At 61.5% G+C, this 18,568-nt stretch carries 20 protein-coding genes; 4 read left to right on the top strand and 16 right to left on the bottom strand.

Annotated features, from left to right (window positions below):
* From aroC to aroQ, 4 genes are all read left to right on the top strand, one after another.
* A partial coding sequence (aroC, locus tag I2E26_RS00975) for a chorismate synthase (RefSeq protein WP_195419264.1) occupies positions 1–1,009 on the top strand: 1,009 nt, incomplete at its 5' end.
* A gap of 31 nt (positions 1,010–1,040) precedes the next feature.
* Positions 1,041–1,391, top strand: coding sequence for a chorismate mutase (locus I2E26_RS00970; protein ID WP_147588326.1), 351 nt, complete (start codon positions 1,041–1,043; stop codon positions 1,389–1,391).
* 19 nt (positions 1,392–1,410) lie between these two features.
* Positions 1,411–2,661: a shikimate kinase gene (locus I2E26_RS00965; RefSeq protein ID WP_229056306.1), complete on the top strand. Its 1,251-nt coding sequence runs from the start codon at positions 1,411–1,413 to the stop codon at positions 2,659–2,661.
* 8 nt (positions 2,662–2,669) lie between these two features.
* Positions 2,670–3,107 carry a type II 3-dehydroquinate dehydratase gene (aroQ, locus tag I2E26_RS00960; protein ID WP_195419262.1) on the top strand — a complete coding sequence of 146 codons (438 nt, stop codon included), beginning with the start codon at positions 2,670–2,672 and terminating at the stop codon, positions 3,105–3,107.
* Here the strand turns inward: aroQ and I2E26_RS00955 are convergent.
* The 16 genes from I2E26_RS00955 to I2E26_RS00880 form a co-directional block, all read right to left on the bottom strand.
* Positions 3,104–4,732, bottom strand: coding sequence for a DNA repair protein RecN (locus I2E26_RS00955; RefSeq protein WP_195419261.1), 1,629 nt, complete (start codon positions 4,730–4,732; stop codon positions 3,104–3,106). The genes aroQ and I2E26_RS00955 overlap by 4 nt on opposite strands.
* Positions 4,725–5,585, bottom strand: a complete 861-nt coding sequence (locus I2E26_RS00950; RefSeq protein ID WP_195419260.1) for an NAD(+)/NADH kinase — start codon at positions 5,583–5,585, stop codon at positions 4,725–4,727. Before I2E26_RS00950 ends, I2E26_RS00955 begins: the two co-directional genes overlap by 8 nt.
* Entirely contained in the window at positions 5,582–6,385 is an 804-nt protein-coding gene (locus I2E26_RS00945) for a TlyA family RNA methyltransferase (protein ID WP_147588331.1), read from the bottom strand. Before I2E26_RS00945 ends, I2E26_RS00950 begins: the two co-directional genes overlap by 4 nt.
* A complete protein-coding gene (locus tag I2E26_RS00940; RefSeq protein WP_147588332.1) occupies positions 6,382–6,642 on the bottom strand; it encodes an exodeoxyribonuclease VII small subunit in 261 nt (86 codons plus the stop codon). The genes I2E26_RS00945 and I2E26_RS00940 overlap by 4 nt, the downstream gene beginning before the upstream one ends.
* A 2-nt stretch (positions 6,643–6,644) precedes the next feature.
* Positions 6,645–7,205: a transcription antitermination factor NusB gene (gene nusB / locus I2E26_RS00935; protein ID WP_195419259.1), complete on the bottom strand. Its 561-nt coding sequence runs from the start codon at positions 7,203–7,205 to the stop codon at positions 6,645–6,647.
* 3 nt (positions 7,206–7,208) lie between these two features.
* Positions 7,209–7,568 (bottom strand): Asp23/Gls24 family envelope stress response protein, encoded by a 360-nt coding sequence (locus I2E26_RS00930; RefSeq protein WP_147588334.1) that lies wholly within the window; start codon positions 7,566–7,568, stop codon positions 7,209–7,211.
* Positions 7,569–7,600: 32 nt separating this feature from the next.
* Positions 7,601–8,164, bottom strand: a complete 564-nt coding sequence (gene efp / locus I2E26_RS00925) for an elongation factor P (RefSeq protein ID WP_147588335.1) — start codon at positions 8,162–8,164, stop codon at positions 7,601–7,603.
* Positions 8,165–8,303: 139 nt separating this feature from the next.
* A complete protein-coding gene (locus tag I2E26_RS00920; RefSeq protein ID WP_147588336.1) occupies positions 8,304–9,434 on the bottom strand; it encodes a Xaa-Pro peptidase family protein in 1,131 nt (376 codons plus the stop codon).
* A 63-nt stretch (positions 9,435–9,497) separates the two neighbouring features.
* Entirely contained in the window at positions 9,498–10,553 is a 1,056-nt protein-coding gene (locus I2E26_RS00915; protein WP_195419258.1) for a hypothetical protein, read from the bottom strand.
* Between the two features lie 47 nt (positions 10,554–10,600).
* Positions 10,601–11,134, bottom strand: coding sequence for a shikimate kinase (locus tag I2E26_RS00910; protein WP_195419257.1), 534 nt, complete (start codon positions 11,132–11,134; stop codon positions 10,601–10,603).
* A 10-nt stretch (positions 11,135–11,144) separates the two neighbouring features.
* The gene (locus tag I2E26_RS00905; RefSeq protein WP_195419256.1) at positions 11,145–11,645 is read right to left on the bottom strand and encodes a YqeG family HAD IIIA-type phosphatase; all 501 of its coding nucleotides are present in this window, start codon (positions 11,643–11,645) and stop codon (positions 11,145–11,147) included.
* Positions 11,645–12,883, bottom strand: a complete 1,239-nt coding sequence (gene mltG, locus I2E26_RS00900) for an endolytic transglycosylase MltG (protein WP_370551412.1) — start codon at positions 12,881–12,883, stop codon at positions 11,645–11,647. Before mltG ends, I2E26_RS00905 begins: the two co-directional genes overlap by 1 nt.
* A complete protein-coding gene (gene ruvX / locus I2E26_RS00895; protein WP_195419254.1) occupies positions 12,876–13,304 on the bottom strand; it encodes a Holliday junction resolvase RuvX in 429 nt (142 codons plus the stop codon). Before ruvX ends, mltG begins: the two co-directional genes overlap by 8 nt.
* A 5-nt stretch (positions 13,305–13,309) precedes the next feature.
* Entirely contained in the window at positions 13,310–15,964 is a 2,655-nt protein-coding gene (alaS, locus tag I2E26_RS00890) for an alanine--tRNA ligase (protein ID WP_195419253.1), read from the bottom strand.
* Between the two features lie 206 nt (positions 15,965–16,170).
* Positions 16,171–17,577, bottom strand: coding sequence for an AI-2E family transporter (locus I2E26_RS00885; protein WP_195419252.1), 1,407 nt, complete (start codon positions 17,575–17,577; stop codon positions 16,171–16,173).
* A 15-nt stretch (positions 17,578–17,592) separates the two neighbouring features.
* The gene (locus I2E26_RS00880) at positions 17,593–18,396 is read right to left on the bottom strand and encodes an RNA polymerase sigma factor SigF (RefSeq protein WP_195419251.1); all 804 of its coding nucleotides are present in this window, start codon (positions 18,394–18,396) and stop codon (positions 17,593–17,595) included.
* Positions 18,397–18,568: the final 172 nt, after the last annotated feature.

Genomic DNA, 18,568 nt, shown 5'->3' with positions numbered 1-18,568 from the left:
CCTCGATGAGCTGCAGCGATTCCTCGATCGGCGTGCACCCGGCCGCGACGCCACCGCCACCAGCCGAAACGAGGCCGACAAGGTGCGCATCGTATCCGGAATCGTCGACGGATACACGTGCGGAGCCCCCATCGCCGGCGTCATCGTCAACGACGACACCCGCTCCGTCGACTACGAGGAGCTTGGCCGGATTCCGCGACCGGGACATGCCGATTACACTGCATTCATCAAATATCGCGGCCATCACGACGAAGCGGGCGGCGGCCATTTTTCCGGGAGGCTCACCGCTCCGCTTTGCATCGCGGGCGGTATCGCAAAACAGGTGCTTGCCCGCCATGGCGTGAGAATAGCAGCTCATATCTCCGCATTGGGGCCCCGTCCCGTTGTGGACGAGCCGCTCGACGCCATGCACATCGTCCCGAAGCAGATCGATTCCATTCGAAGCAATTCCCTTCCCTGCATCGACCCGGACGCTGCGAGCGCCATGCGCGATACCATTTCCCATGCCAAACTCTCCCTCGACAGCGTGGGCGGTACGGTTGAGTGCGTCGCCTACGGCATGCCGGCTGGAATCGGAGACCCTATGTTCGACGGCATCGAGAATCGGATCGCACGCATCGCCTTCGGTATCCCGGCGGTCAAGGGCGTCGAATTCGGCGACGGCTTTGCATCCGCGCGACGCTACGGCAGCGAGCACAACGACCCCTATCACCTGGTCGATGGAACCGCGCAGCCCATGTCGAACAACGCAGGGGGAATCCTCGGGGGCATCACCACGGGGCTGCCCATCGTCTGGAACATGTCAATAAAGCCAACGCCCTCGATAGGCCGCAAGCAGGAGAGCGTCGACCTGGTTGAGGGGCACGAAACCGTTCTTTCCATTCGCGGAAGACACGACCCGTGCATCGTGCCACGAGCCGTTCCCGTTGCCGAAGCGGTCTGCGCGCTCGCCTTGCTTGACGCCCTGCTCGAGGACGCGACTCCCGTCATGCCCCCACTGGAAGCGTGACCCCCGTATACCGTGATGTAAGGAGCGCGCCATGCAGCTCGATGAACTTCGCCAAAAGATAGATCGCATCGACAACGACCTTGTCACCCTGCTCGATGCACGGCTCGATATGGCCGCTGCAATAGCAAAGGCAAAGCAGGCGACCGGTGCACCCCTATACGACCCCGAGCGCGAGCAGCTCAAGCTCGCATGGGTCGCGGAGCGAGTCGCCCCGCAGCGCGCGGATACGATGCGCGCCCTCTTCACCCATATCATGGATGCCAACAAAGCGGAACAGGTCCTTGCGCTTCGGCAACTCGAATGCAGCGCCATGCCGTCGCGCGACGCAAGCCCATCCCCCGAGGCAGCCGGATCGGACGGGCGCCATGCCGTCCACGAGTAACAACGATGGAGGTACTCGAATGAAACAGAGACCGTACGGTGTTTTAGGCAGATCGCTCGGACACAGCTATACCCCGGTGATCTACCGCGAGCTCGCCGGCCTGGACTACCGCACATTCGAACGCGAACCCGAAGAAGTCGCATCGTTTCTAGCTGGCGACAGCTGGGAAGGCATCAACGTGACCATTCCCTATAAACGGGATGTCATGCCATACCTTGATGATGTCTCCCCCATCGCCCGGCGGCTTGGCAACGTGAACACCATCACGCGTCTGCCCGACGGTCGCCTACGTGGAGACAACACGGACTATTACGGTTTTCGCGTGCTCATCCAGAGCATGGAGATCGACCTTGCAGGCAAGACCGCCCTGGTCTTCGGCGGTGACGGCGGCGCCGGATCAACGTGTTGCACGGTTCTATCGGACCTCGGCATGGAGGTGCATCCCGTAGCCCGTGCGGGCGCGGTGACCTACGACGACCTCGGACGCTGGGGCCACGCGGCGGTTGCCGTCAACTGCACGCCCGTCGGTATGTATCCAGCATGCCCAGCAAGCGTATGCAGCCTGGATGCCCTCTCAGGGCTCGAAGGACTCATCGATATCGTATACAACCCGGCGCGCACCGACTTGATGATGCAGGCGGAGCGACGCGGCATCCCGTGCGCGGGCGGACTGCTCATGCTCGTCGCGCAGGCAGCGCGGGCCGTGGAACTCTATACGGGAGAGGTCATCTCGCACGAACGTATGCTCGAGGTGACCCGCCATCTCGCATCCGCCGAGGAGAACATCGTTCTTATCGGCATGCCGGGCTCCGGCAAAACGCAGGTAGCCCGATCCATCTCGGAACTCACCGGGCGTCCTCACATCGATACCGACCACGTCATCGCCGAACGACACGCCATGACGTGCGAGGATTTCATAAACAAGCATGGTGAGGCAGCCTTTCGCGAGGAGGAGACGCGCGTGCTGCAGGAAACGGCGTCGAAAAGCGGCACCGTTATCTCCTGCGGGGGCGGCGTGGTCGAACGAACGGCTAACTACGAATTGCTCCATCAGAACAGCCGCATCGTCATGCTTGACCGCCCGCTTGCCGAGCTCTCGGTAGATGGACGGCCGTTGAGCAAGCGAGAAGGCGTCGAGCAGCTGGCGGCACGGCGCATGCACGCGTACCGGACCTGGGCCGATATCGTTGTCGACGCCCAGGGAACCGCCGCCGATACGGCGCGCGACGTCCTGTCGAAGCTCGAGCGCGCCGCATATCCAAACCGCTAGGAGCGAGCATGAAACTGCTTGTCATCAATGGGCCCAACATCAATATGCTGGGGATCCGGGAGCCTGATATCTACGGAAACGAGACATACGAGCAGCTCGTCGAGGTTTGCCATGAAACCGCCGAGCGCCTCGGGGTCGAAACGCTCGACTGCTTCCAGTCAAACCACGAGGGAGCCCTCGTCGACGCCATCCAGATGTCGTATGGCGTGTACGACGGAATCGTGATCAATCCCGCCGCCTATACGCACACGAGCATCGCCCTGCTCGATGCCATAACAGCCGTGGGCATCCCCACCATAGAGGTGCACGTCTCAGCGATCGAAGAACGCGAAGCGTTCCGACAAAGATCCTATATCCGCGATGCATGCATCACGACGGTAAGCGGCGAAGGAATACGGGGATACGCCCGCGCGCTCGAGCTGCTCGTCGATGCGTTGACGGACTAGGACCAACCCAACAGCGAGCGCGCGTGGACAAGCGATGCTTCGGACTGCTCGCCTGAAAGCATGCGTGCGACTTCCTCCACACGCTCTTCTCCATCTACCGCCTCGAGGGACGTGACGGGAACGCCGTCGTCGGCAGGGGTCTTGCGCACCACATAGTGATGGGATGCCGCCACCGCCACCTGCGCGAGGTGCGTGACAACGATAACCTGATGCGTTCGAGCCAGATCCGAGAGCACCGCAGCGAGCGAGCGAGCGGTGGCACCGCCCACGCCGGCATCGACCTCGTCGAATACGAGGGTCGAAGCGGTATCCGCCGAACCGAGCACGACCTTCGTTGCAAGCAGGACGCGGGAGAGCTCGCCACCCGAGGCGATACGGCGCAAAGGCCGCGCCGCAAGACCGCTGCCGCTTCGATACAGCAGCTCGCAGCTCGCGGGACCAGACGCGCTCCAGCGTTCGCGCGAAAGAACCCTCTGGTCCCAGACGAGTTCGGCACCGACCATCTCGAGACGCTGCATATGGCGCATGGTTTCGCGGCAGAATCGAGGCCCCGCGGCAGCACGACGCTTCATAAGGAGCCGCGCAGCATCCTGCAACGCGCTCTCGGCTGCATCCTCCGCCGCACGGGCCCGGCGCAACCGATCGCCCCCCTCGTCGACCAAGCTCAGCAGCTCCTGGGCTTCCTCATAGCGACGAAACACATCGTCCATGGAAGGTCCAAACTGGCGCATGAGGCCCTTGAGGGAGCTGAAACGCTCTTGGGAGCGTGCTAGCTCGATTGGATCGAGCTCGATGCCGTCGCGATAGGCACGCAGGCTGGAGGCTGCATCTTCGATGATGATCGAAGCCTCGGAAAGGGTATCGGCAAACGCACCCAATGCGGAATCGACCCGGGCCATCCGCGATAAGTCGGCGATGGCGGAATTAAGCGCATCGAGCGACCCTCCCTCATCGGACAGCATTGCCTGAGCATCATGGGCGCAACGAGCGAGAGATTCCGCATACTCGGCGCGGGGAAGCGCCGCCTCGAGCTCTTCGTACTCACCGGGACGAGGATCCACTTCGGCGATGCGATCCGCGCAGAACCGGGCCTCATCGAGCTGAGCGCCCTGAGTTCGTACGGCGGCCTCGACGCGCTCGCGCTCCTCGGTGGCAGCACGAAGGGCATGCCACGCCTCGCGATATGCGGCAAGAGAGGCCTGTACGGGTTCGCCCGCCCAGGCGTCGACCATCTCGGCATGGTAGGAAGGGTCCAGCAGACGTTGATGCTCATGCTGACCGCAGAGGTCGACAAGGGGTCTGACCCGAGCGGAAAGCTCCCGCACGCTGGCGATGGCCCCATCGATCTTCACACGGCTACGGCCATCGGCTGAAACGGTGCGAACCACGGAAAAGCCTTCGGGGTCATCGAGGTCGCGATACAGACGGCCCTCCACGCGCAAGGCGTCGGCACCCTCGCGAACCGCCGAAGCATCGGCGCGCTCCCCCATCAACAGCTTCAAAGCCGAAAGAAGAGCCGTCTTGCCGGCACCCGTCTCGCCCGTCAGGACCGTGAGTCCATCGCCCACCACGACGGACGCTTCGCGGATAAGCGCGAGATTCTCGACGCGGATTTCATCAATCATGGCGACGCACTCCGTAGAAAACGCGGGACACCGAGGCGTAGAAGCTTTCGGGGCCGTAGTCGAGCAGCAGCGCGTCATGGACGGCGCGCGACACGACGACGCGATCGACTACGCCCTCGGGATCAAGGAACTGCCCATCGACCGCGATGGCGGGAACAGACGGACGAGACGTCGACATCGTCACCTCGACGACGTCCGACGGCGACGTAAGAAAAGCGCGCGCCTGGATGGTGTGGGGCGCGATGGGAACACATACCATACCCGTGAACTCGGGGTTGACGATAGGGCCGCCGGCAGACAAAGCGTAACCGGTTGAGCCCGTAGCGGTCGAGACGACCACGCCGTCGCCACGCAAGCGATCGATATGGTGCCCGGATACCGTCATATCGAATTCGACCATATCGGACAAGGGACCGCGCGCGAGCGCCATATCGTTCAGGGCGCTGGACCTTATTTCTGCAGCGGAGCCGTCCTCTCGCTCGGAGTAAACGCGGACATCCAGCCGTGAACGACGGCTCACATGCATCTCGCCGGCAAGGGCATCGGAGACGACGCCGAGAATATCGCGGTCCTCCGGGCTCGCTGCCGTCAAGAACCCCAGATGGCCGTAGGAAAGACCCAGAATCGGAATCTCACGGTCCCCCACCAGTCGAACGGCACGCAGCAGCGTACCATCGCCGCCGAGGGAGATGACCAGGTCGCTCCCGTCGATATCGGCAGGTTCCGTGATGCCCGAGCGCTGGTCGGCGGCCCAGGCAACCTCGTAGCCCTGACGACCAAGCCAAAGCTCGAGCGTCAAACCGCTCTGCACGGCTTCATGCTTATAGAAATTAGGGACTAAGAACACCTTCATAGCAGCTCCGCCTTCGCGATGAGGCTCTCGACCTGCGCCTCCAGCTCGCTGGGAGACGATGTCGAGAAGCGCATGCGATCACCATAAAGAAAGAACTCGCGATTTCCCTTCGCGCCGGTAATGGGAGACGCGCACACATCGACCGGATACAGGCCCTTGTCCGCGAAGAGCCCGATCACGCGACCAAGCACCTCGTGATGAACACGGGGGTCTCGCACGACGCCACCTTCGCCGACTTGGCTCGAAGGGGCTTCGAACTGAGGTTTAACCAGGGTTACGAATGCGCCCTCATCGCTCAGGACGGACAAGACGGCATCGATGACCGCGCCGACGCTCGTAAACGACACGTCGCAGACAGCCAGGTCGCAACAGGCTGAATACCCGAGCCCGGGAAGCTCGACGATATTCGTACGCTCGAGCAGCGTCACCCGGGCGTCCTGGCGAAGCGACCAATCGAATTGGGCGCGGCCCACATCGACCGAGATGACCCGCGACGCCCCGCGCTTCAAAAGGCAATCGGTAAACCCGCCCGTGGAGCATCCCACATCGAGGCATGCAAGGCCGTCGGGGTCGATTGAAAACGAATCAAGGGCACCTGCGAGCTTGACCCCGCCGCGACCCACATAGGGAATACGGCCCTTCACGTGGAGCTCGATGCCCGGCACGACCTTCATACCCGGAGATGACAGCCGCTCTCCACCGGAGGAGACGAGGCCGGCCATCAATGTGCGCAGGGCATCTGCGCGATTCTCGCAGATGCCCTGTGAAATCAATTCGTCGTCGAGTCGAACGCGCTTCATGACGCGTCCTCGGGGCTCGAGGGATCCGCAGCCGATGCCTCGATATCCGACTTGGAATCGGCGTCCAGAAGGTCGGCTTCGCGCGGCGAGAGCTCGAACTGGTCAACCATGTCGACGGCCTTCGAACCCAAACGAATGGCTTCGTCAAACAAATCCAGGCTGCGCTCGAGCGACGTATCCTTCGAGCGAACGGTGGCGATGATCTCGTCGAGGCGCTCGGTGATGTCATCGAACGTCTTGACCGTGGTGTCGGCCATGCCTACTCACCCTCGGAAGCGAGCGGCACAACCTCGCATTCGGACTGAGCGAACTCAAGAGCCTCATCATCATTCGAGAGCGCGTCGGCCTCTTCGTCGTCGAGTTCGACCTCATCGGTCTCGTCCTGAGGCGGCTCGGGGAGCTGGTCCATGCGAGCGATGCGCCCCAGAACGCCGTTCACGAAGCGAGACGACTCGTCCGTGCCGTAAGCCTTCGAGATCTCGACGGCCTCGTTGATCACCACGGCGTCATCGATTGCTTCGTCGCCATCGAGGAACCGCATCTCGTACACCGCAAGGCGAAGCAGGTTGCGATCGGTGCCGGGCATGCGATACAGGCTCCAATTGTGCGAGACCGACTGCAGCGCGTAATCGATGCGATCGATCTGGTCATGGCAACCGCGTGCGAGCTCGACTGCATAGGCATCGAGCGGGCCTTTAGAAAGAAGGTAGTCGCCGGCAAGGACATCGTCGACGGACAGGTCGAGCGCCTCGGCCTGGAAGATGATCTGAAGCGCCTGGCTACGGGCAAGGGTTCGCCCGCGTTCCACTTTTAGACTCACGCATTACTCCTTGGGGAAAACGAGGCCGTCGATGCAGACATCGACCGAGCACACCTCGACACCAACCTGGGCGTCGATGGCGCGGGAAACGGCCTCGCGAATCGATTCGGCAAGCTTCTTGAAGGGATAGCCAAAGAAAACGGTGACGTGGACGGTGATGGCCAGCGTATCGTCGACGACAGCGGCCTCGACCGACGGACCCGCGATCGGACCGCGTGCGGAGAACATCGACACGAGGTTGGTGGCGATGTCCTTGACGCCGACAGCGGCAACGCCCTCGATCTCCTCGACAGCACGCGAGACGATGGCGGCCAGGACCTCGGGAGCAATTCCCATTCCGGCGATCTTGATCTCTTCGGACATAGTCTCCTCCTTAGATCATGAATGAAATAAAGCTAGGCGCGGGAAACGAACTCGCCCGTACGGGTGTCGACCTTGATGCTCTCGCCCTCGTTGAGGTACATGGGGACCTGGACCACGGCGCCGGTGTCGATGGTGGCGGGCTTGTAAGCGCCCTGAACGGTGTCGCCCTTTGCACCGGGAACGGTCTCGGTGACCTCGGCGATAATGAACATGGGCGGGTTCACGCCCATGAGCTCCTCCTCGGCGTAGAGCAGCTGGCAGGTGTCGTTCTCGCGAAGCCACTTGGCGTTGTCGCCCACGAAATCAGCGGGAACGGAAACCTGCTCGTAGGTCTCGTTGTCCATGAAGATGAAGTCGACGCCGTCGTTGTAGAGATACTGCATCTCCTTGGTGAAGAGCTGGACGCTCTCGAACTTGGAACCAGCGTTGCAGGTCTGCTCGACGACGCGGCCGGTCTTGATGTCCTTGGTCTTATAGCGGACGAACGCGCCGCCCTTACCGGGCTTGACGTGCTGGAACTCTACGAGGGTGCACACCTTGTCCTTGATGCGCAGACCCATGCCGTTCTTGAAATCAGCAGTGGAGATGGATGCCATGGAAGTGCCTTTCTCTGTACGGAACATGCCGCTGAGCTTATAACTAGTCGATTATACCTCATGCCGGCGCTCCCCCGTGAAGCGCACACACGATACGCAACTCGCAAGGAGCGCTGCCAAGGAATGAAACGAAGCGTATCTAGCAGTCGATGACGACGAGGTCGTGAGTGGAACGCGTAAAGGGCTCGAAGCCATCGGCGGTGACCACGCCGTAGTCCTCGAGGCGCACGCCGCCGACGCCCGGCAGGTACACGCCAGGTTCAACCGTCACGACGGAACCCGCAGCGAGGACGTTGCTCGTGCGGCCCAGGTTGGGCAGCTCGTGGATGTCGATGCCGACGCCGTGGCCCAGGCCGTGACCGTAGTAGGCGCCGTACCCGGCGTCACCGATGATCTTCTGCGAGAGCTTGTGGATCTCGTGACCATCGACGCCCGCGTGGATGGCGGCGGCGCATTCCTCGTGCGTACGGCGAACCAGATCGTAGAGCGCCCTCTGCTCGGCGGACGGCTCGCCCATGACCACGGTGCGCGTCATATCGCTGCGGTAATCGCGGTAGCCCGCGCCGTAATCCATCAGGATGAAGTCGCCCTTTTCGACAACGCGGTCGCCGGGAATCGCGTGCGGGTTGGCCGTGTTGGGACCGGAGGCGACGATCGAGGAGAATGCAAGGGAATCGGCGCCGTTGTTGAACATGAAAGTCTCGAGCTCGGTGCGAATCTGCTTCTCGGTGAGGCCGGGGCGCAGGAAGGCGCACATATGCTCGAATGCGGCATCGGTGATGGACTGCGCATGGCGCATGAGCGACAGCTCCTCATCGTCCTTGACCGCGCGCATGCGCTGGATATCGCCATGCATGAGCGGCAACGCTGCGCAGATCGATACGTCCTCCAAGCTGCGCTCGATACCGCGGAAGAACGAAATCTGCATATCGTCCTCGACGGCGATGACGGAGCTCTTGGTCTCACGGGCTCGATCGGCGACCCAACGGGTCATCGCAACCTCGTCCATATCGAGCTGCCAAGCGTGTCCAGAGGGAAGGTTCTCCTCAAACGAGTTGAAGTATCGTGAATCAGTATGCAGGTAGCAGGAATCTTTGCTGATAAAGGCAACGTGCGGGAACTCGAACGTGTAATCGAACACGCCCATGGCGCCCGTCAGCCACCGAAGGTTGGCCTCGTCGCGCACGACGACCGCGTCGTATCCGCGCTCGTCCATCATCGCGCGCACGCGGGCGATGCGGCCGGCGGGTCCATTCAGGCATTCAGTCATTACATCTATCCTTTCATCGAAACGACGGTAGGTAACAGCAACGGGGGGCACGGCGGCGCGCGCCTAACGCGGCCCGTCCATGAGCTCGGCGCGAGATGCCAGGTACGCCCGGGCGTGGCGCTCGAGCACCTCATCGTCGACAACCGAGAAACGAATGGTTCCAGGATGGCGGGGAAGCGAGAACATGAGACGATTCGATCGCTTGAAGCGAGTATCCTTGAGCGCCTCGATAAAACGACCGCAACCCAGGTCGAAGGGAACCTCGCCGATACCCGCCTCATCGAGCAAGTCGTCCAAAGCGAACACGTCGTCGACGTCGAAATCGGTCACATCATGGGCGAGACGAGCCTCGAAGCGCATGCCTTCGGCAAGCAAGGCGTAGTCGGGCACGGCGTCGCCCAGGCAACGCTTGAGCGCACGCGCGGTGGTGCGCCCGAACTGTATCGCATTACGCGCCGAGGGATTTGCCGACGTGAGCACGCGAACACGGGCGGATTGCGCCATGCCGATAAGATCGTACAACGGCACCTCCTCACCCGAAACGGCACCCGGGAGGATGGAATCCATACGCTCCCACTGACGACGGCTATCGATAAGGGCCGCCATGATGAGCTCGACGTATCCGGAACGCAGCTCGTCCTCGGAACAATCAGCCAGCAGGAACAGATCGCATACGGCGAGCGAAGCGCGCGGCTCCACATGAACCATCTGGGAAGACGACGAGGTATCGAGCGGGGTCATCGTCGTAGCCGAGGTGACCATGGCATCGAGCGTCGTGGGCAGCAACACATAGGTGGTTCCACCGCACCACGAACCCGCGCAATACGTCACCAGAGAGCATACTTCCACGCCGCCGAGGGCGACGATGACATCGTCCGCCGTGATCGCGCTGCGATCCAGCGCCTCGAACAACTGCATCGCATACGCGAGCGTCGATACATGCTCCCCGGATGGAAAAGACAGGTCCTCGACGGTGAAGCCGGCATCGATCAACGCACGGGACACCTCGAGCCCGTGCGCGCTGGCAAGCGAGGCATCCGTTACGATGACGGCGCGCTTCGGGGTCGCGACTACCGCGGAAACCATCCGGGACAACTCGGACAACGCGCCGAATCCCATGCGGAAATCGGTGCTCCTGGTTCCAAAATTGATTAACTGGCGACGAATCACAGCAAACCACGCTCCAGCAATAACTCGGCTACGGCGTAAGAAACATCCAGGAAGCTCTTACCTCGAATATCAACGGTGAAATCGGCCGATTTTCGATACAGCGGACGACGATGCTCGATCAGGCGAGCCGCATGCTCGGCAGAACGAAAATCGGGACGGGTATCGCTCCGCCTGATCTGGCGGAGGGAATCATCGATATCGCCATCAAGGTACACGCAATACCCCATCTCGTGCATAAGATCGATGTTGCGCGCGGTCTCAACGATTCCTCCGCCACAGCTCACCAGCAGGCTGCGTTCGCTCCGCAGGCCCTCGAGGACGCGCGTCTCCATGATGCGGAATTCGGGCTCGCCGTACGTTGCGAAAATATCCGTAACGCTCATACCCTGCTGCCGTTCGACCATGCGATCGGTGTCAACGAACCGCCGATGGAACATCCCACCGAGGTTGCGGGCGAGCGTAGACTTTCCCGCACCCAGAAATCCGATGAAGAAGATGTGGTCGCACCCGCGCTTGTCGATACGTTCCATAAGCACGCACCTACTCTTCACACGGCAGGTCGCGCAGGGCGCGTCGCTCGAAGACGCGAAAAACCTGCGTGTACCACAGATCGACAGAGGTCTGCGGGCGGACGAGGATGCTATCGATTCCAGCGAAGTTCGCCGACCATACATCGGTATAGAGCTGATCGCCGATCAGGACCGTGTCCCGAGGAGCTACGCCGAGCTTTTTGCAGGCCGAACGAAGTGCACATGGCAGCGGCTTGCAGGCGAACGCGATGAAGGAATCGATACCGAGCTCGGCAGCGGATTGCGCCACCTCGGCGCGGTGCCAGTTATTGGAGATCATGCACAACGCGAAACCATGGTCGCGAGCTGAATCGAGCCATGCCTTCACGTCCTCGGGCGCACGGCTCGCATCACGTGGAACCAACGTGTTATCGCGATCGACAAGAAGAGCGCGCTTACCCTGAGCCCAGAGTTCGGCGGGATCCAGAAGCGGAACGGAAGCCACATATCGACAAGGAGAGAACAAGCGCATTACAACGACGCCCCGTACTCGTCACGATACTTCAAGAACTCGTCATAGTCGCTCGTAAAGCGATGGGTGCCATCCATAGCAGCAGATGCAACGTAGTAGAGGTAATCCGTGCTGGCCGGCTGAAGCGCCGCCTTGATCGACGAAATGCTCGGAGAGCAGATCGGACCCGGTGTGAGGCCACGATTCTTGTAGACGTTATACGGAGAGTCGATCTCAAGGTCGGCATACGTCACGCCCTGGCTTCCGCCTCCACGGGCGTACACGATGGCAGCATCGATCTGAAGCGGCATATCCGCTTTCAGTCGATTGTAGATAACGCTCGCGACCAGCGGACGCTCGCTCTCCACGGCGGTCTCGCGCTCGATGAGCGAAGCCAGGCAGATGATCTGCTGCGCATCCAACCCATGGGCGCCCTTCGATAGCTCAAGTCCAGCGGTTTCCTTCTTGAACTGGTCCAGCAAAGCGCGGATAACGGCATCGACGGAAGGCTGCGCGCCCAAAGAATAGGTCTTGGGATACAGGTAGCCCTCGAGCGAGTCGTCGTACGCTCCCTTGAGGAAGGGGTAATCGTCGACATAGTTGGATGCCTTCGCCTGCGCGATGAATTCATCTGCGGGGATACCATAGGTCGCCTCGACGTTCGCGGCGGTCTGCGCGACGGTGAGTCCTTCCTGGACAACAAGCTTGACCCCCGCGACATTGGGTCCTTCGACGAGTTGGCGGACGACGTCTTCGGGATCCTGCGCCGTCTTGAACAGATAATCTCCGGGCTTGATGGCCATAGCAGCATCCAGACGCTCCACGGCTGCATAGTAATCCTTGGGATTATCGATCACGCGGGCTTCGGACAAGGCCGAGGCGATGGCGTCGCCCGACGCGCCCTCGGAGATGGAAACCGAAACCTCGAGACCGGCTTCGATGGGCTCGCGCTGGTTGAACAGACGCGTGCCCAGGGCGGGGGCGACGAAAAACGCGATGACGGCAACCACGGCTACGGCCGCGGCTACGACCGCCACGACCGCAAGAGGGGAACCCGAATGCGAGGAGCGGCGAGGAGTTCGAGATGCCGACCCCCGCGAATTACGGGAACCGGGGGCATAGCTCGAAGGACGAACACGCGTAGCGCTACGCTGCGTTGCACGAGGCGCGGGCTTGGTGGCCTGGGACTGCTTGAATCGAGTTCCTGCGGGACGTTGACCGCTGCGAGGTTCGCCGACGGGGCGCTTACCGCTATTCACACGCATCCTTTCCATTGTGGGCGTCGAGCCACGCCTGTAAGAACAGCGAGGCCGCAACCATATCTATCTTGCCGCGCATCTGCTTCTCGGAGAGACCCTGCTCGCGCAGGATGCGCTTCGCCTCGCGCGAGCTCAGACGCTCGTCGACGAACTCGAGGGGCAAACCCAGCGAGCGGGCCACGCCCTCCCCCACATGTTTTACGCGATCGGCCTGGGGGCCTTCCTCGCCAGCCAGGGTGCGAGGAAGGCCGCAAACGAGAACATCGGGCTCATGGTCCTCGATAAGCAGGCGAAAAGACCGTGCAAGGGATACGACCTCCTGAGCGGGCAGCACCTTGAGCGGCATGGCCATGGTGCCGCTGCGATCGGATACGGCGATACCGATTCGCGTTTCACCTATATCGAGACCAAGAGCGACCATGTTTCCTACCCCAGAATCATCTGAGAGGCCGCAGCAAGGGCATCGGAGAGGCCGGCGGCGTTCTTACCGCCCGCCTGCGCCATGGTGGGACGCCCGCCGCCGCGACCGTCGACGATCGGCGCGATCTCCTTGATAACGTTGCCCGCATGGAAGCCGGCTGCAGCAGCCTCATCGGTGCCGGCGGCGAGCAGCGCGGGCGTACCCTTCTCGGTTACCGTGGCGATAACGCAGGCAACGGGACCGGCGACCTTCTGACGCACGGTATCCCAGACGTTACGCAGGTCGGCAGCCTCGAGACCTGAAAGCTCGGCAAGAACGAGCTTGTAGGAGCCGGCATCCAGGGCGCCCTCGATAGCCGAACCGATCGCATCGGAGCTGCCACCGGTAAGGGCGGCCTTGAGCTTATGGTTTGCTTCGCGCAGATCGGACTGCAGGCCGGCGATGCGCGCAGGCAGCTCGTCGATACGGCACTTCAGTGCAGCCGATGCCTGCTCGGCGATGGCAACGCGGCCCTCGAGCCACTCGATGGCTCCGGTGCTCGTCACGGCCTCGATGCGGCGAATATTGGAGCCGGTGGAAGACTCGGAGACGATCTTGAACAGACCGAGCTCGGCCGTGTTGGCGGCATGGGTACCGCCGCACAGCTCACGGGAGAACGGCTGGTCCTCCTCGCCGACCGAAACGACGCGGACGACGTCGCCGTACTTCTCACCGAACAGCGCAACGGCGCCGGAGGCCTTGGCCTCATCGATGCCCATGATACGCGTGACCACGGGCTTAGCAGCAAGGATCTCGCGATTGACGAGGCGTTCGACCGCCTTGATCTGCTCGGAGCTCAGCGCCTCGAAATGCGTGAAATCGAAACGAAGGTAATCATGGGCAACCAGCGAACCCGCCTGGTTCACGTGGTCGCCGAGAACCTCCTTGAGCGCTGCGTCGAGCAGGTGCGTAGCGGTATGGTTGCGACGAACGAGCGCCCGCCAATCGAGGTCGTAGCCGGCGAAGACGACATCGCCCTCGGAAAGCGTGCCGGAGAGCTGGCCCTCATGCACGTACAGGCCGCCCTTGGATACGGTGCTCGTGACGATAAGCTGGGCTGCATCGCAATCGATGAGACCGCGGTCGCCGGTCTGGCCGCCCATCTCGGCGTAGAAGGGGGTGCGGTCGAGGACCACCTGCACGCTGGAGCCGCCTTCGGCGCTCTTAACGCGCTCGCCGTCGACGACTATAGCCAGAACGTGCGCGTCGTCGATGCTCTCATGGTCGTATCCGACGAACTCGGTAGCCGGCAGCTCGTCGGAGAGCTCGGTCCATACGTCGTTGAAAGAACCCCAGGCGTCGCCCTTCGCGGCGGCGCGGGCGCGGGCCTTCTGCTGCGCCATCTCGGCATTGAAGCCGTCGATATCGACGGCATGACCGGCGCCCTCGGCGATCTCGACGGTAAGGTCGATGGGGAAACCGAAGGTGTCATGCAGCATGAAGGCAGCCGTGCCGGGAAGCTGATCGCCCTCGGCGAGCGCAGAGAGCTGCTCGTCGAGATACACGCGACCGTTGTTGAGCGTGGTGGAGAAGCGCTCCTCCTCGGCGTTCACGATGCCCTTCACAAGGTTGGCGTTCTCGATGAGGTTGGGGTAGGCCTCGCCCATGACGTCGTTGACGGCGTCGATGAAGCGACCGAGGAACGCGTCCTCGATGCCCAGCAGGCGGCCATGGAAGACGGCACGGCGAAGCAGGCGGCGCAGCACGTAGCCACGGCCCTCGTTACCGGGAAGCACGCCATCGGAAATAAGGAAGTTCACCGAGCGGGCATGGTCGGCGATGATGCGCAGGGAACGGGAGGCACCGGTGTAGTCGTTGTCGACATAGGTCTTGCCGGAGATGTCCTCGCCGAGATTGATGAGGCTCTGCATGACGTCGCCGTCGAAGAACGAGCTCTTGTGCTGCATGATAGCGGCCATGCGCTCGAGGCCCATGCCGGTATCGAGATTGCGATGGGGCAACTCGGGCATCGAGCCGTCCTCCTGGCGGTCGAACTGCGTGAAGACGAGGTTCCAGAATTCAAGGAATCGATCGCAGTCGCAGCCGGGGGCGCAATCGGGGCACCCGCAGCCGACCTCTTCGCCAAGGTCGAAGTAGATCTCGGAGCAGGGACCGCACGGGCCGGTGGGGCCGGCAGCCCAGAAGTTATCATCCTCGCCCAGGCGCGTGATATGGTCCTCTTCAACGCCGAGCGAACGCCAGACGTCATGGGTCTCGTCGTCATCGGTGAATACGGTGAAGTGCAGGCGCTCCTTGGGAAGCTTGAATACCTCGGTGATGAGCTCGTAGGCCCAGGCGCACGCCTGCTCCTTGGTCACGCCGCCGAACGCGAAGTTGCCGAGCATCTCGAAGAAGGAGGCGTGGCGGCCGTCGGCGCCGATGATATCGATATCGTTGGTGCGAACGCACTTCTGGCACGAACAGGCACCGATCTCCTTCATGGTCTTCTTGCCCTGATAATACTCCTTGAACTGATTCATGCCGGCGTTGGCGAGGAGCAGCGAGGGATCATCGGGAACAAGGGACGAGGAAGGATACAGCTTGTTGCCGCGCTCCTCGAAGAACGAAAGGTACGCCGAACGGATCTCGGCGGTCGTCATAGTTGGGTAATCAGCGGTCATGGTGAAAACTCCCCTAGCGTGTATAGATAGCTCTAACCCGATAAATTATACCGAACTCCCCGATTCCCTTGGCATTGTTTTTGCTCCTGCACAGACTCCCGACCCCGCCCGCGCTATCGCGTGGCAGGCAGGCGGCCCAGAATACAGCGACGGCCGCCCGCCACATATGCGAACGGCCGCGACTCGCACCCAATCTGTGCGACGAGCTATTTTCCATCGTCTTCCCGTGCGTCCTCGGATGAATCCCCGTCGCCGCGAGAAAGGTCGGCGAACGGAATTTTGAACACGCCGGTGCTCCCCGGCTTAAGCGCGACGTTTTCGAGGAACTTCAGATCATGCCAAGGATTATCGAGCTTGGGCTTAGGCGCCACATTCGCCTCAGGCATAACGTCGGTATCGATGATCTGCGACTCGGTTACAAACGTGTCGTCTCCCAGCGCATCGAACGCAGGGACGGGCGTGCCGTTGTGATCGAGATACGGCGTCCCCTTGAACAGGGCACCGTCGTAGGAAACGATCTGCTTGTTCGTCTTCGTCTCGTAATAGAAGATGAACAGGCTCTTCAAAACCGCGGCGATGGGCAGCGCGATCACCATGCCCATGGTGCCGCCCAGCGTGGAGCCCATGATGAGCGCGGTCAACGAGAGCACCGGATGCACCTGCATGGTCGATTGGTTGATCTTGGGTGCTATGACGTTATCGGTCACATTTTGGGAAATCATGGCGACGACCATCGTCCAGATCGCCATCATGGGGCTATAGAACAAGGCGATGAGCGAGGCGGTGATGGCGGAGATGCTCGGACCGACGACCGGAATGATGTTGAGCACACCGGAGAGGATACCCATAGCTGCAGCATAGGGATGACCGACGAGCGCGAAGCCGAGAAACGCCAGGAATCCCTGGATCACCGAATTGATGAGCGTAGACCGAAGGTAACCGCCAACCGAACTCGACACAACGGCGACCATCAGACGATAATCGAGCGCTCGGTTCTCGCCAAGGACCGAGCAGATCTCCTCGTTGATGCGGGGATAATCGAGCACGAGCCAAAACGCGAAGACGAACGCGAGAAATACGATGAATACGGTAGATGCTATGTTGCTCACCATGGGGACGACGCCATCGCGAAACGTCGATAGCAAACCGGAGAGGACCTGGTTGAACAGGTCGCCCAGGGACTTAAGCAGCGAGTCGAGCTGAACGGTATTGCTCAGATGCTCGAACACGGCGTATTTGCTCTCGAGTTCGACCAGCCACGATCCAAGCGCCGATAGCCACGAGGGCGCATCGCGAAGAATGGAAGCGACCTGAGCCATTGCGAACGGGATCGCGAACCCGAATAAGACAAGCAGCGCTACGAGGACGAACAGGATGCCCGCGAGCGCGGCGAAGCCGCGAGGGAGCCCGCGACGCTCAAGCAGGTTGACGATCGGGCTGGCGACAAAGGCGGCGATGGCGCCGATGGACAGAAAGAGCAGGGTGCCCGATAGCACCCCGAGCAACTTCAAGACGGCGAAAAAGATGATGGCGGCACCGATCACCGTCCATACGCTTACAAATGCAGCCTTTGCGGCACGTTCTCGGTCGTCCCTTGCAGTTGATGGGTTCATCGGGCTCCTTGTTACCTAAGACTTCTTGGTCATGATCCCCTCGGGATCGATCTTGTCCTGAATCTTCTTGAGCGTGCGCCTCAAAAGACGCGACACCTGCACCTGTGAGATGCCGAGTTGCTCTGCTATCTCGATCTGCGTCATCCCCTGGAGGAAACGTAAGTCGATGACCTCGCGCTCGCGCGGCGAGAAGCCCTTGAGCGCCTCCTCGATGATGAGGCGGTCATCGGTGAAATTCAAGGCGTTATCCTCGGTCGCATAGCGGTCGATGACGCTGGGGGCGTCCTCGTTCTCGGAATTACTCGATCCCTCCAGCGGAACCGAGCTATACGCGGAAGACGATTCCATCGCCTCAAGCACCTCGTCGACAGACGCATCGAGATACGCGGCGATCTCCTCGATAGTGGGCGAACGCTGAAGCTGGACGGTAAGCGCATCAGTTGCCTGATTGACCTTTGCGGAAAGCTCTTGTAGGCGGCGGGGCACGCGAACGCTCCACCCCTTATCACGGAAATGGCGCTTGATCTCTCCCAGGATAGTGGGCGTGGCATATGTAGTGAATTCGAGGCCGCGACCGGGATCGAAGCGATCGATAGCCTTGAGCAGGCCTAGATAGCCAACCTGGACAAGGTCGTCGAGCGGTTCGCCACGGTTCTTAAACTTGTTGGCGAGGAAACGGACGAGGTTCATATGGGACATGACGAGCTTCTCGCGCGCATCAAGATCCCCCTCTTCCTTGAACTTGCGAAACAGCTCGTGAGTCCGCTCTTTATCCCACGCCGTCTTCGTAGAACGCGCAGCACGTGGCGACTCGGTCATGCCACATCAGCCTTCAGCGTGAGAACGAGCGCATTCGAGTCTTCGCGTTTCTCATAGGAATCGCAAACGGCAGTCAAGATAAGATCCGCATAGGCGGCGGTGGGATCGTCTGCGGTTGGCGCGGCGAAGGCCGCCTCGCCCAAATCGAACGTCATGGAAACATGCGAGCTGT

The sequence above is a fragment of the Collinsella sp. D33t1_170424_A12 genome (genome assembly GCF_015554865.1).
Classification (GTDB): domain Bacteria; phylum Actinomycetota; class Coriobacteriia; order Coriobacteriales; family Coriobacteriaceae; genus Collinsella.
This window is presented reverse-complemented; position numbering and strand designations above follow the sequence as displayed.

Coding starts and splice junctions, on each gene's coding strand:
- I2E26_RS00955 (WP_195419261.1), bottom strand. CDS start 4,732: ATGATTGATGAAATCCGCGTCGAGAATCTCGCGCTTATCCGCGAAGCG.
- alaS (WP_195419253.1), bottom strand. CDS start 15,964: ATGACCGCTGATTACCCAACTATGACGACCGCCGAGATCCGTTCGGCG.
- I2E26_RS00915 (WP_195419258.1), bottom strand. CDS start 10,553: ATGGGATTCGGCGCGTTGTCCGAGTTGTCCCGGATGGTTTCCGCGGTA.
- I2E26_RS00880 (WP_195419251.1), bottom strand. CDS start 18,396: ATGACCGAGTCGCCACGTGCTGCGCGTTCTACGAAGACGGCGTGGGAT.
- I2E26_RS00905 (WP_195419256.1), bottom strand. CDS start 11,645: ATGCGCTTGTTCTCTCCTTGTCGATATGTGGCTTCCGTTCCGCTTCTG.
- I2E26_RS00950 (WP_195419260.1), bottom strand. CDS start 5,585: ATGAAGGTGTTCTTAGTCCCTAATTTCTATAAGCATGAAGCCGTGCAG.
- I2E26_RS00930 (WP_147588334.1), bottom strand. CDS start 7,568: ATGTCCGAAGAGATCAAGATCGCCGGAATGGGAATTGCTCCCGAGGTC.
- ruvX (WP_195419254.1), bottom strand. CDS start 13,304: ATGGTCGCTCTTGGTCTCGATATAGGTGAAACGCGAATCGGTATCGCC.
- I2E26_RS00945 (WP_147588331.1), bottom strand. CDS start 6,385: ATGAAGCGCGTTCGACTCGACGACGAATTGATTTCACAGGGCATCTGC.
- I2E26_RS00970 (WP_147588326.1), top strand. CDS start 1,041: ATGCAGCTCGATGAACTTCGCCAAAAGATAGATCGCATCGACAACGAC.
- aroQ (WP_195419262.1), top strand. CDS start 2,670: ATGAAACTGCTTGTCATCAATGGGCCCAACATCAATATGCTGGGGATC.
- efp (WP_147588335.1), bottom strand. CDS start 8,164: ATGGCATCCATCTCCACTGCTGATTTCAAGAACGGCATGGGTCTGCGC.
- I2E26_RS00965 (WP_229056306.1), top strand. CDS start 1,411: ATGAAACAGAGACCGTACGGTGTTTTAGGCAGATCGCTCGGACACAGC.
- I2E26_RS00910 (WP_195419257.1), bottom strand. CDS start 11,134: ATGGAACGTATCGACAAGCGCGGGTGCGACCACATCTTCTTCATCGGA.
- I2E26_RS00940 (WP_147588332.1), bottom strand. CDS start 6,642: ATGGCCGACACCACGGTCAAGACGTTCGATGACATCACCGAGCGCCTC.
- I2E26_RS00885 (WP_195419252.1), bottom strand. CDS start 17,577: ATGAACCCATCAACTGCAAGGGACGACCGAGAACGTGCCGCAAAGGCT.
- I2E26_RS00920 (WP_147588336.1), bottom strand. CDS start 9,434: ATGACTGAATGCCTGAATGGACCCGCCGGCCGCATCGCCCGCGTGCGC.